Raw genomic sequence first — 12489 nt, forward strand, 5'->3', positions numbered from 1 at the left:
CTAGCCATGTACAGTGACGACAAAGAGCTGCATGAGATAAGGCTAGCTGCGTGATAATGCGTAAAAAGGCTATTTTTGTTGAGTTTTTACGCTAAAACCCTTTTTTCAGGCACACTTATCCAGAGCCGGGCTCTGAAGCCATCGTTTTTTCGCCATCCGCTGCAGCCGGGCAGAGAGCAGTTTGGTGGCGTGCTCGCCCGCCACGGCACCGGTAAAACGCAAACGGCCCTTGCACAGGATGCACTGGTACGGATCGGTACCCAGGAAGCCTTTCATCAGCACTGCAAATCCGGGTCGCTTCGGTTTTTCCCGTACCGTCATCGCCAGCGCGTCGTAGACCTTCGGGAGCAGCGAACCGCGCTTGCGGTTGGCCAGAAAGCCGTAGTAGCGCACCATTTTAAAGTGTCGGGCCGGGATATGGCTGACGTAACGCTGCAGCATCTCCTCCAGGCTGATTTTCTGGCGTTTGTGTTGCTGCGTGCGGTGATCGTAATACTGATGGACCACGGCACCGCCGCGGTAGTGGCGCAGCTGAGAAGCGGCCACCGGCGGGCGCTTCAGATAACGGCCCAGGTATTTCACGCTGCGCCAGGCACCGCGCGTCTTTTTGGCAAAATGCACTTTCCAGGCGCGGCGATATTGCGCATGCAGATAACGGTGCCACCGATCTTCATTACGGATATGACCGAGGCCCGGCAGGCCTCCAGGGTTGATTTGGGCGTAGTTGTCGCGCAGCAGGTAAACCACGGCGTCTCTTTCTTTTTGAAGAACAGCTGCCGCCAGGTGCCGTGTTTGATGTCGAGGCCGCCGCGGGTGACGGAGACGTGGATATGCGGGTGCTGATTGAGCTGCCGGCCGTAGGTATGGAGCGCACAGAAGATACCGACTTCGATCCCCTGTTGGCGCGCCCAGCGGAGCATGGCGCGGGTGGCGCAGCGAAACAGATCATTGAGCAGGAGCCAGTTGTTATTGAAGAACGGCCACAGCAGGTGCGGCATGGTGAAGGTGATGTGTTGCCAGTCGCAGTCGGGCAGAATGTGCTGCTGTTCGGCGATCCACTGCTCGGTGGCCTTGAGGCCACAACTGCTGCAGGCCTTGGACTTGCAGCTCTGGCAGAAAAAGCGGGCATGGGTGCAATCCGGTGAGGCACAGCAGTAGCGGCGAACACCCATGGCACAAGTGCCGCAGGCGAGCATGCGCTCGACGGCGAGTTTGGTCCAGTCGCTAAGGGTGTCACCGTGTTTGTCGAGATAGCGGCTCCAGCCGTCGTCATGCTGGAACAGCAGCTTTGCGGGTCGCGGAATATACATGGTGCAGAGTCTACAGGGCGTTATCGGGCAGGAAAAGTACGTCGGCGCCAGCCGGCTCACGCCACAGGCGTGCTCATTTTATGCGGGTGTCAACGCGGCGGTGGGGCATGTCCCACCTCGCGGCCGGTCGGGCTGTCAGACGGCACCGGCGTTGAGGTGAGGCAGGATCTAAAAGACGGTTGAGGCAGCAGCGCTGCCGTGCTCGCCCCATAGGGGCGCTACGTTCGAGTAGCCAGATGATATCCACGGCGACGCTTCTGGGAAAGCGCTTCTGTTTTTGGGCGGTGGCCAGCCAGCGGATCAGGAACAGGTTTTCGGCATAGGGCGTGCCGGCGATACCGTCCAGGCGGGCGAGCCCCAATGCTGCCAGGGCGCAGAACGCCAGATGGCTGAGTGCTGCGGTGGTGTTATCCGTAGTAACGGATTTGGTTTTGTCTAACAACGTTGTCTGCCCTGCCCGTTTTGACGAATGGTTAAAGGGACTCTGCGATCCATCATCATTCAGTGTAACTGGCAATCCGGACAGTGACCAGCAACGCATTGAATAAAAAGTAATACAGATGTATTTCTTTTGTGATCATTATCCTGGCATCAAGCGATATAACACTGTATCAGATATATTAGATTGCAATAACGCACGAGGTCTCTATAATATGGTTAAGGATGCAGCAGACTGGTTAACCCAGACATCCCGCTACCAACATAAGTTGGTCAGGCCAAGTCCGGTAAAGGCGCTTCTGAATACCAGAGTTCTCTCTGGCGAAACCCACCTTAAGGTGGGTTTTGTTATTTCAGGGGTGTGGTAACGGCTTTCCGGCCAACAACTTGCTGGCAATAACAAAGAAACCCACCTTCCCTCCCCCTGGCTTGGCATCAACCGCATAGGCGCTGGTCACGTGTATTCGGAGTTTCTTCCGTTCCCGGAACGCTTTGAAGGGGACGTGGTAATAGCAGCGCTCGCCCTCGTCATTCAATGCCTCGATCACCGCATAGCTGCCATAGCCGGCATGGATAATTCGCTGGCGATCCAACGACAGTATCATGTCTTTAAGGTAGCGTTGCGCCAGGCCGTAGCGGTTTTTGCAGAACGGACGTGACTCTTTAGGCGAGTGATACATCAGCGCCCGCTTCTCCTCTTCGCTCTGTTCCGGGTAATCTTTGCAAAAGCAGTGAAACGAGTAGGAGACGATGAATTTATAGACCTTGTCCGCCTTACCTTCGCAGCGGTGCGTATAGATCACTTCGTGGACGTCGAGAAAGGAAAGGTCCCAGGTGTTCCCTTCCGCATCGGTGAAAGGACGCCATTTTTCCACCTCATCAATTTTCACGTCTTAAACTCTCCCAACATGACTCTCCCTGATGATCCTGACACACGAAATAACGGATGGCCGTCATGCTAACACAGGTGGCACCGACGTTCTTGCTCGGGATAAAAGCCCGCTTATCATCGGCTTCAGCACATATAATGTAATACAATATCACATCATTATGAATTACCAGTGTAATACATAGGTATTCTATTTTTGCATCAGCAGGTGCGTGTATTCGCGGTGATCCAGCGAGAACGTCACCCCCAGCTGCGGCGCCACGTCCAGCGCAAACACCTTCAGGTACACCTCCGTGCTTTCATAACGTTCATGGCCCATGTAGGTCTGTACCACTTTTGGCGGTACATGGTTGAAGAACAGGTGCATCGCAAAGCTGTGCCGGAGCGTCTTGGGATTGATGGTCGGCAGCGCAAATTCAATCCCCTCTTCCCTGGCGCGCGCGACGGCCTGCTGCAGCCACAGCCAGGCTGTTTTCCTGCTGACGTCAAACAAGGGGCGTCGCCGGCCGGTGCGGAATGTCGCCAGGAACCGGCGCAGCTGATCGACGTAGCCGGCATCGAGCAGCGGCACTATCCGGGCTATCTTTTCCTCTGCCGATGGCCGTCCCCTGCCCCGCTGGCGTTGTTTCAGCGTGCGCAGGCGGATACAGGGGCGAGGTCCCTCGAGCTGCAGATCTTCCGGCGTCAACGTCAGGGCTTCGGTAATGCGGGCGCCGGTGTTCCACAACGTGGCATACAACATGCGCTGCCGCTCGTCAGGCAGATAATGCAGCAACACCGCCACCTCGGGCGCCAGCAGGTATTTAGGGAGGTAAGGTTGCAGCAGTGCCATGCGCCGCAGCGCGAGTGCGGTCTCGTACTGTGTCACGGCAACCGGCCGATCGGCGCTGGTCATCAACATGGTTCCCCCCTCTGAAGAATGTTTCTGTATGTCTTTTGTATTACATATGTAATTTTGTTGAATTACATTACCCGCAGAGGTTCCCCTGCAGGCTGGCCGATGGCCAGCGGCGTGTTGGGCGCCGGCATGTGGTCGGTGCCTGGCCGGTTGCTGATGATCGCATCCCTCAGACGGCGTTTTAAAATTGAAATACAGATGTATTACATCGATGCGCTGTGAAAAATCTGCAGGGTAATGCCCCTGCCCGCTTTAAATTTTTCGCGTAGCGCAATCTTGCCGATTGCGTCTATTTTGACAGCCCCGGAGACCGGACGCCACGGGAATAAATCGCCGATGCACCGTTGCTGAGGTAACAAAATTCGAAATTAGCGAAAGTTGTTACCACCCTATTTTAGACAAGATGGGGCGTGCGGTAGGTAAAAAATCCCCTGATTTATCGGCGCGTCAGGCGGGAGCGGGGTTGGCGGCGATCGGCCGTGGGTGACCAGGCGGTGAAACACTCTACCTGTTATGTCCAAAGAACCATAGAGATGGATGTTTTTGCGCCGTTTAGAGTTTGGATGCTTAACAGCTTGTTTATTAGGAAAAAAAAAACCGCCTGTTGGCGGTTTTTTAAAGGTATGGCCCATATCCAATCCGGGAACTATCCACAGTCAAAAGGAGAGGGCCGTTTTTTTCGGTTTTGTCAGTCACTTATTCAGCAACCAACATAAATGCGTTAATATACTGGCAATTATAACATGCTAAACAATGGACGCAACTACTATGAGACTTGATAAACGACTTGTCCGAGATGGGCTAACTACCAGGCAAGTGTTTTTCATTGAGTGTTGGGGAAGTTTATCTCATAAGGATAGCATTGATACTGACCGCGTTAGCTTTAATAATATTCTCAATGCTCTGAAGGAGTTAATGTATCTTTACCGGTACAAAGTAAAGTATAACGCAGTCGAAAAACGCACTCGAGCTGCGGAGGAGTTATACGAACTGCTTGAGCATGATCGTGTGCTTGCTCGTGGCGCTTTCCAAGGTATTCCTGCTCAAATAAAAGCTCTTATCGTATCTAAAAATCAGCTGAAGGATTCCGGGCGCAGTATTATAGAAAAAAACTATAGCCTGATGGAAAGTCTGATCACTCATCTTGTCGAACTACTAGAGACATCATATATAAAAGAAGCCCTTGTCGTATTGGAAGAATTACTTGAGCGAGGTGCGGATCCTACTGATGATGAGCTAGGGGATATTAGTGATATATCCAATAGAATAATGAGTTTCATGCTTACGTTAGGGATGCCTTTATCAGAATGTTATCTTCTCTATCAACGTATTTTGTTAGGGAAAAATATTCCTAAGTTTCATGACAGATTTAATTCTTGGAAGGATAAAATATCATCGCCAATGCAGCCTTATACGGTCACATTGATTATGGAGAATGACAGGCTGCATGAGATGCTATTGGTCAACAACCCTCCTGTTAAATTTAATGGGTGTACGTATACACCATTTACAACAATAAAAAATAAAAAGGCAACAAGCATTGAAATAAAAACAGAGGGTATTTCTGTTCTATCAGCTAGAGTGCGGGCTGATTCAATATTAACAGATTCCCTTGATGTTGTTGCATATATGATAGGCAATGGTGATATTAATATACATAAGTCATTTAACGTTACAGACAAAGATGGAAATGCTATAGATTTACAAGGGTTTGAGAATGAAATTAATGTAAATCAAGACAGACTTACACTGCGTGAGTTCTCTCATTTTATAAACTCAATAAGAAAGCTATGTGATAATTCTTCTGATGCATCCTTAAAAAAAATTAGCTCTGCCTTCCACTTCTTACGTAATGGCGTCTGTAATCGTTCAAAAGAAAGTCGATTCACCTCGTTTTGGTCTGCCCTTGAGTCACTCACACTTGGTGTTTCATCAAAAGACAACATTGGACATGATGAACATGTCATTTACTCAGTTGTTCCATGTATGGGCATGGATTATGTTGTAAAACAAATGGTTGCAGTACGAGGGATTATTCGATATCTAAATCTTTATATACGAGATGAAGATGGAGAGAGAATTGACTTTGTTAACGCAGATTTAGCAACGCTTTATACTAACCTGAAGAATGCGAATACTACTAGACAATTGCTGGATGCTTTAGCTCCGTATCCTTACGCTAAGTATATGCTGAATAAGTTGATTCAGCTTTGTATTACACCTCGTGACCTAGGTAATAAGATAATTCGGCATGCTGAAAAAGTGACTCTGCATATACACAGGCTTTACATATTACGTAATTCTATTGTGCACAATGCTGATTCTAGCCCCTATATAGATATCCTTACTGCCAACTTGGAACATTATTTACGTGGTGCTATTAATGCGATGTTTTATACGGCCTCTGCCATACCAAAAATTCGTTCTCCTGAAGAGGCTTTCGTTAGATATCATTTCATGTATGACAGTTTGGTGAAAGAACTTGAGCCCACTTATGGGGTAACAAAGGATTCGGAAATCAAAAGCATTAATAATCAGATCGGAAATGGCGGGATAACGCCTTCAGATGATAAAGTTGTTGAATGGTTAAAACTACATGTATAGTTTTCGTTTGATGTTTTTCTAGTTATTTTTTCATGAAAATGTAAGTTTAAATTTAAAAAGGGTATTGCAAGAGTTTTTTGTCTAGCAGGCTAGATAATCTAGCGAGCAGATATTCTGATAGTCCATGTGTCCTGTTTAAAATGTAGTCCATATGTATTACATAAGGACTACATTATCATTTCAGCGTGGGCTAAAACCCGCTTCGGCCAGTGACTTCTGCAGGAGGTTAACGGCATCCCTCATCTCATATGTCTCGTCTTCATCGACAGCACAAGCTTGAATTTCTGACCAGGTCAGGCGCTTGACGAACTGCGCCAGTGCCAGCGCCTGGCTTTGGGTTAACTCGGTGGTGACGGTCACGATAGCGCTCATCGTTCTCTCTCCTTAATGTAATTCACAAAGATTACTTGTGTAATCCACCTGTATTACAGGTGCTCTTTGATCATCTCCAGCATTTTCTCCGGGCCAACTTCTTTGGCCAGGTACAGTGCGGCGCGTAACACCGTCGAGTCCGTGATGGTCTTGGTGGTCAGATCTTGGATCTCATCGACCAGCTCGCTGCACATGACTTTTTCTGCCGGCGTCATACGGATGGTCTTCGGGTTCTCGCTGGTCGTTCTGTTCCGGTTAACCTTTACGTTGGAAAGGCGGGTTTTAGTCTCGCCCTGGGCTGGTTCCGGTTTGACCATTGCGGGACGGGTGAGGGGGCCTTTAGCCATTTATGCAGCCTCTTTCGATAAGACGGTTTCGAGTTCACGCATCAGCGCGCGGTAATCGTTCAGGGCCAGTGAGCCCTTGTTATAAAAGTAGAGCGGTACGCAGGCTACCTGTGCCTGTGAAATGTTTTCATCGGCGCGGATGCGGGTTTTCAGGTAGTTATCTTTGGTTCGCTCATTACTGGCCAGCTGATCGTGAAGATAGGTATTCATTTTCTTCTTGGCGCCATTGTACTCGTTGCGGAATACGCTGAACTGGGTAAAGCGGGTCTCCCTGATCTCGTCCAGGTAGTCGAGAACCACATCCAGCCCCGTCAGGGCGAAGCTGCCGCCATCGACCGGGATGAGCACGTGATCGGCCATAAAGGCTGCATTGGTGGTCGACAGGTTCAGACCGGGTGAGCAGTCGATCAGAATATAGTCGAACCTGTCCATCACGGGCTGCAGGTGCCGAGAAAGTATTTTTTCCCGGTGATGACGTGTCAGGCAATTTTCCATAACGCGTTCAAACGACGGATCTGAAGGGATAATAAACAGGTTATCGATCACCTCTTCGCCGCTGACGGCCGGAATGATGGCATCAAAAATATTGAAGCGCGGGTTGTTATACAGGTCACAGATGGTATAGCCATATTGCGCATAGTATTTTTTGCCGTTGGCCATCACCTCGGTTGAGTTGGCTTGCTGATCCCCATCGATAAGCAGCACGCGACGGCCTGCCTGAGCAAGAGTCATGGCGAGGTTAGTGATTGTGGAGGTTTTACCTGCTCCGCCTTTGTTGTTCATGATGGCGATGATGCTGGCCACCGTGTTGCTCAGCGGTGTGAGGATGGACTGCACAGGAGCTTTTGTCATCGGGATTTCCCTCTCAATGAAATACTATTGTATTACGTTTAGACGCGGATGTAACTTCGTCATCTGTGCAGATTATAGCAATACAAATGTAATACACAAGTATTTGTATTGAATTACGAATGTATTTCTTTTGGCCGACTAATATTTCCACTCAGGCGACTTTGGTTCCTTCCTCTCGTAAGTCGATATACAGTCCCATCATGGCCATAGTCAGCCTCACCTGGACGGCGCTGGTGACGGCAACCAGGTTGGATAATTCGAGTTTTTGGCGCGACTCCTGCAGCACTTTGCGCACGGTCTCAGGTGATACGTCGCGCAGATCTGCAATGGTCGTGATGGCCAATCCCATGGAGTACAGGATACAGGTCATTGCTTGTGTCGGCGTTAACTCAGGGAATAATTCAAAGTAACGCGCAAATTGTGCAGTCTCAACAGCAGCCATTTTAGCCTTCCATCTAGTGGTCCGCGGCCTGTCAGTAGTCTGACAGTTCCTTGATGGTCAGTACCCGCTCGAACCTATGCCTGGTCGATGCGGGCCCTGAATGACTTCCCTGGTGTTGAGTGTGCCCACGCAAAGCTGGGCACTAACTATCATCATTATCTGGCCCCGAGTTGTATGGTCTGCGCCGTCGGGTGCCTGTTGTTTAAGGGGTAAGTTTGGCCAACCCTCTGATTGCGTCTTCAAGGTACTGACGAGGGCAGCCCAGATTGATGCGGATAAATCCCTTCCCCTGGGAGCCGAAGCTGTGGCCCATCGAGGGCGCGATCTTCGATGTGTGGATCAATGCCTGTTGTAAGGCGTCGTCATCCAATCCCAGGGCGCGACAATCCAGCCAGGCAAGGTAAGTGCCTTCCGCCCGGGTCATTTTGCACCAGGGCGCGGCATAGCCTAACGCCTGCTCAAACCAGCGCCGGTTCTCAGCCAGATAGCGCTGCAAATCGTCAAGCCAGGCCTCGCCGTGCTGATAAGCTGCAGTGGCTGCCGTCATCGACAGCGCATTAAAGACATCCAGGCCATGGGCGTTGAGGCGGTCGATGAACGCCCCTCGCATCCGGGCATTGGGGATCAGGAAATTCGAGATCCGCAGTGACGACAATCCAAACGTTTTGCTGGCAGCGGTAGCTGCAATCACCTGTTCCTGGCAGTCCTTATCCAGGTGCAGGACCGATGTGAACGTCTGCCCGGGCAGCAGCAGGTCTGCCCAAATTTCGTCAGAGATAACGGTCACGCCATGGGCGCGGCAGAGTGTCATCAACTGCGTCAGTTCGTCTCGTGTCCAGCAGCGTCCGGTAGGGTTGTGCGGATTGCACAACAGTAACAGCGGGGGCGTGTGTTGCCGGAAGCAGCTTTCAAGCTGGGCGAAGTCAAATTGATATCCCTGAGGGCTTTCTGTCAGCGGATTCTCGACGACGTTTCTACCGTTCATGGTAATGATCTTGGCGAATGATCCGTAGTAGGGCCCTTGTATCACAACGGCATCGCCCGGGTTACTGAGCATCTGAATAAGGAGAGCCAGGCCGGGAACGACACCTTCGACCGACGTAAACCATTCTCGCTTCAGCTGCAGGTTGTGCCGCTTTTCGAACCAATCCATGGCAGCCTGGTAATAGTGGTCGTCTCGTTCGCTGTAGCCAAATATGCCGTGGTCAACCCGGCTGTGCAGTGCATTTTGGACTTCAGGGGGGCACTTGAAGTCAAAATCAGAAACCCACATGGGTAACAGATCGCTGCCATCCAACTGGAGATAGTGCTCGATAAAGTCCCACTTCACCGAGCCGGTGTTATGGCGGTTAATTACCTGGTTAAAATTGGTCTTCACGTCAGGCATCCTTTTGCTGCAGGTCATTTTGAGGCTGTGTCCTGGCAATGCCGAAGCCGGTGAAGCCATAAATCAGCGCAAACACAACGGCGGCGTAGCATTGGACTGCCCATGGCAGTAAATCCAGCGTGCTGACCCCCAGGGTTGTCGCCATATAAATACCCGCCGCCGTCCATGGGATCAGCGGCTCGATGACGGTGCCGGCATCTTCAACAGTTCGTGACAGGTTCTTATTATCCAGCCCCATGCGGCGATACGCGCCTTTGAACAGCTCAGCCGGTATAAGCAGGGCAAGTTTCCCGTCACTGGTGGCGCCGGTTACGAGGATAGTGGTCGCGACGGTGGCGGCAATCAATTGGCCCGTCGTATGTACCACCTTCAGCAGACGGTTGATGATGATGGTCAGGGCGCCGGTCAACGTTAATGCGCCGGCGAACGAAAACGCGCAGAAGACCAGCAGAATGGTGCTCATCATCGAGAACATACCGCCGCGGTTAAGCAAGCGCGGAACATCGTCAACGATCCCGACTACGTTAAATCCCTGGGTGGAAAACATGGAGAGGTTGAACCCGTCCATTAGCGCGTTTAAACCTTGCTGCAGGCTGAAGCCCTGGAGGGCGACGCCAATGGCAATGGCCAGTGCACATGCTGCCAGCATGATGGGGATCACCGGGCGTTTGGTCACTGCACCCCACAAGACGAGGGCAGGGGGCAGGAGCAAGAGCAGGTTGAAGTGATACAGACCTTCAAGAGCGTTGACTATCGCGGTCACTTTCTCGGGCGTGGCCACGTCGCCAACGGCGCCGGTATGTCCGGCGATCAGATAGACGATGGCCGCCAACACGAAGCTGGGCAGCGTGGTGTACATCAGGTGTTGAATATGGCTATAGAGGTCGGTGTCCGCAACGATGGCCGCAAAGTTAGTCGAGTCGGACAGCGGGGAAATCTTGTCGCCAAAATAGGCGCCCGAGACAACCGCGCCGGCGGCAGCGGCCAGGGGAACGTCCAGTCCTGCGGCAACGCCCATCAGGGCGACACCGACGGTACCCGCAGCGCCCCAGGAGGTACCGGTACATACGGATATCACACTGGTGATGAAGAAAGCCGCGATCAGGATATATTGCGGACTGATCAGCTTTAAGCCCCAGTACACCATGTACGGAATGGTTCCGCTGATCATCCAGGTGCCAATCAGGCCGCCCACGCAGATCAGTATCATGATCACCGGCATCGCCTTCGCCAGCTTGGAGACGATCGCATCGATAATGTCGTCCCAGCGGTAACCTTGCCACCAGGCCAGTGCGGCCGCAATGCCGGCAGAAACCAATAGCAGGGGCTCTATTCGCAGGCCAAACTGCCCATAGCCGATAATAAGCAACAACAACATGGCCACAATGGGCAGCAGCGCTAAACCCAGGCTCAGCGTTTTTTTGTCATCCATGTACAACTCCAGTCAGGGGGTAATTACTCAAGCGTAACTAATAAGTTTCGTAGGGGATGTGAGCGCGGATGGGTGTTCATGTAATCGGTTTCATGAGGTTTGTTAATGTGATGCAGATCTCAGATAAATCGCTTGTCTTGTTGGCTCAGGTCATTGTTTGCGATGGTGCTACGGAATCTCTGAGGATGATTTCAGCGGTATAGCGGTTGTTCTGTGGCGCTGTATTCATGCCTGTGTTGAGCTGAAGGGCGAGCCTGGCGGCACGCCTTGCCATTTTTTCCACGGGGTAATGCACCGTGGTCAACGAAGGATGAAGATACTTGGCCAGGGCGATGTCATCAAAACCTATAATCGATATGTCATCCGGCATTCTTATCTGTTTCTGATGGAAGGTGCGGATCATGCCGGCGGCTATCACATCGTTGAATGTGGCCACTGCAGTAAAATGTTGCTCGCTGGCCAATAACTTCTCAGCTGCACGTTCGCCGCCTTCTTCATTGAAGGGCACGCTGATGATCCAGGTGCTGGGGACATGGATGCCGGCGCCGGCCATGGCCATACGGTACCCCTCGAGGCGATGTTTTTTATCGTCGATCGGCAGATCGGCTGTGATGCAGGCGATCTTTCTGTGACCATTGTTGATCAGTATCGTGGTTGCGGCTTGCGCGGCGCTGACATTATCCAGCCATATGCAACGATTGGCGATAGCGGGTAAATAGCGATTGACCACAACCAGGGCCAGCGTGTGGGCCGCGTATCTCAATATGTCCGCTTCATTCATTCGGGTGACGTGCGCAACGATAGCCTCACATCCCTGGTTTATCCGGAAGTCGAGGCCGCTTTTTTCCAGCTCGGCCTGATGCCCCCCGCTGCAGACCATCAACCTGACGCCTTCTTTTCGCGTGACATCTTCGACGCCCCGCGCCAGGCGCGAGAAAAACGGATCATCGAGGTTACCGGTGAGTAACCCCAACATATTGCCGCTTCGCTTTGCCAGCGCCAGTGCCGCTGCATTCCGGTGATAGTTAAACTCCCGCATTGCTTTCTCCACCCGTTCGCGGGTTACGGGTTCAACAAAGGCGGTGTTGTTGATCACTCTGCTGACGGTGGCCGCGGATACCCCCGCGCGGCGCGCAACGTCTTTCATGGTGGCCATGTCTTATCCTGTTGGTTTTCTTCTGTTCAAACTTTCGGTTAAGTGTAGCTGCTGAGGATGTCGCTACGCTCCGTTTTCCTTACCGCCTTGCGGCGGCCGATCATTTATCCGGATCTTCCCTCCGCGGTGGTTACCGCACACCTGCAGCCCGATGACATATTGGCAGCCCCCGCTGAGAGCGTGGCGGCGGGCTGTGCCCGGCCTTCAAGCCGCTTTCGCGGCATAGCCTCGCCGGCGATACACCCGCCAACTCGGTATTCCACGGTCGGCCTGACACGCGGCGGTGCCTGCCTGCCATGACATCGGGCAGCAGGGAACGGGGGCCGTACCGGCCCCCTCCTGCACCCCTTGAATGGCGAGGT

Annotated in this window: 11 protein-coding genes and 1 pseudogene; 1 reads left to right on the plus strand and 11 read right to left on the minus strand. The window is 52.0% G+C overall.

What is annotated here, in order from left to right:
* Window positions 1-105 precede the first annotated feature (105 nt).
* The 4 genes and pseudogenes from ACORQT_RS24385 to ACORQT_RS24400 form a co-directional block, all read right to left on the minus strand.
* Window positions 106-1310 (minus strand): annotated as a pseudogene (locus ACORQT_RS24385) (IS91 family transposase).
* A 73-nt stretch (window positions 1311-1383) separates the two neighbouring features.
* Window positions 1384-1752: a DUF2913 family protein gene (locus tag ACORQT_RS24390; protein ID WP_372242319.1), complete on the minus strand. Its 369-nt coding sequence runs from the start codon at window positions 1750-1752 to the stop codon at window positions 1384-1386.
* Between the two features lie 349 nt (window positions 1753-2101).
* Entirely contained in the window at window positions 2102-2638 is a 537-nt protein-coding gene (locus tag ACORQT_RS24395; RefSeq protein WP_089186948.1) for a stationary phase growth adaptation protein, read from the minus strand.
* Between the two features lie 189 nt (window positions 2639-2827).
* Window positions 2828-3538, minus strand: a complete 711-nt coding sequence (locus ACORQT_RS24400) for a tyrosine-type recombinase/integrase (RefSeq protein ID WP_089186947.1) — start codon at window positions 3536-3538, stop codon at window positions 2828-2830.
* 765 nt (window positions 3539-4303) lie between these two features.
* Here ACORQT_RS24400 and ACORQT_RS24405 point away from each other — a divergent pair.
* Window positions 4304-6139 (plus strand): hypothetical protein, encoded by a 1836-nt coding sequence (locus tag ACORQT_RS24405; protein WP_145958056.1) that lies wholly within the window; start codon window positions 4304-4306, stop codon window positions 6137-6139.
* A gap of 180 nt (window positions 6140-6319) precedes the next feature.
* Here the strand turns inward: ACORQT_RS24405 and ACORQT_RS24410 are convergent, their stop codons facing one another.
* The 7 genes from ACORQT_RS24410 to ACORQT_RS24440 all read right to left on the minus strand — a co-directional run bounded on the left by ACORQT_RS24410 (window position 6320) and on the right by ACORQT_RS24440 (window position 12127).
* Complete coding sequence (locus tag ACORQT_RS24410) at window positions 6320-6511, minus strand: DUF7706 family protein (protein ID WP_089186946.1); 192 nt, start codon at window positions 6509-6511, stop codon at window positions 6320-6322.
* Window positions 6512-6564: 53 nt separating this feature from the next.
* Entirely contained in the window at window positions 6565-6858 is a 294-nt protein-coding gene (locus ACORQT_RS24415) for a hypothetical protein (RefSeq protein WP_089186945.1), read from the minus strand.
* Window positions 6859-7710, minus strand: a complete 852-nt coding sequence (locus tag ACORQT_RS24420) for a ParA family protein (protein ID WP_089186944.1) — start codon at window positions 7708-7710, stop codon at window positions 6859-6861.
* Between the two features lie 151 nt (window positions 7711-7861).
* Window positions 7862-8152 carry a helix-turn-helix transcriptional regulator gene (locus ACORQT_RS24425; RefSeq protein WP_089186943.1) on the minus strand — a complete coding sequence of 97 codons (291 nt, stop codon included), beginning with the start codon at window positions 8150-8152 and terminating at the stop codon, window positions 7862-7864.
* A 202-nt stretch (window positions 8153-8354) separates the two neighbouring features.
* Window positions 8355-9530 carry a MalY/PatB family protein gene (locus tag ACORQT_RS24430; RefSeq protein WP_372242320.1) on the minus strand — a complete coding sequence of 392 codons (1176 nt, stop codon included), beginning with the start codon at window positions 9528-9530 and terminating at the stop codon, window positions 8355-8357.
* A 1-nt stretch (window position 9531) separates the two neighbouring features.
* Window positions 9532-10971 carry a Na+/H+ antiporter NhaC gene (nhaC, locus tag ACORQT_RS24435; protein ID WP_089186941.1) on the minus strand — a complete coding sequence of 480 codons (1440 nt, stop codon included), beginning with the start codon at window positions 10969-10971 and terminating at the stop codon, window positions 9532-9534.
* Between the two features lie 145 nt (window positions 10972-11116).
* Window positions 11117-12127, minus strand: a complete 1011-nt coding sequence (locus ACORQT_RS24440; protein WP_089186940.1) for a LacI family DNA-binding transcriptional regulator — start codon at window positions 12125-12127, stop codon at window positions 11117-11119.
* Window positions 12128-12489 lie beyond the last annotated feature (362 nt).

The organism is Serratia sp. (in: enterobacteria), from assembly GCF_052400455.1.
Taxonomy (GTDB): Bacteria; Pseudomonadota; Gammaproteobacteria; order Enterobacterales; family Enterobacteriaceae; genus Serratia; species Serratia ureilytica.

Bases quoted from the DNA above. Each gene is read 5' to 3' on its own strand.
- ACORQT_RS24400 (WP_089186947.1), bottom strand. From the start codon at position 3,538: ATGTTGATGACCAGCGCCGATCGGCCGGTTGCCGTGACACAGTACGAG.
- ACORQT_RS24405 (WP_145958056.1), top strand. From the start codon at position 4,304: ATGAGACTTGATAAACGACTTGTCCGAGATGGGCTAACTACCAGGCAA.
- ACORQT_RS24410 (WP_089186946.1), bottom strand. From the start codon at position 6,511: ATGAGCGCTATCGTGACCGTCACCACCGAGTTAACCCAAAGCCAGGCG.
- ACORQT_RS24415 (WP_089186945.1), bottom strand. From the start codon at position 6,858: ATGGCTAAAGGCCCCCTCACCCGTCCCGCAATGGTCAAACCGGAACCA.
- ACORQT_RS24420 (WP_089186944.1), bottom strand. From the start codon at position 7,710: ATGACAAAAGCTCCTGTGCAGTCCATCCTCACACCGCTGAGCAACACG.
- ACORQT_RS24425 (WP_089186943.1), bottom strand. From the start codon at position 8,152: ATGGCTGCTGTTGAGACTGCACAATTTGCGCGTTACTTTGAATTATTC.
- nhaC (WP_089186941.1), bottom strand. From the start codon at position 10,971: ATGGATGACAAAAAAACGCTGAGCCTGGGTTTAGCGCTGCTGCCCATT.
- ACORQT_RS24440 (WP_089186940.1), bottom strand. From the start codon at position 12,127: ATGGCCACCATGAAAGACGTTGCGCGCCGCGCGGGGGTATCCGCGGCC.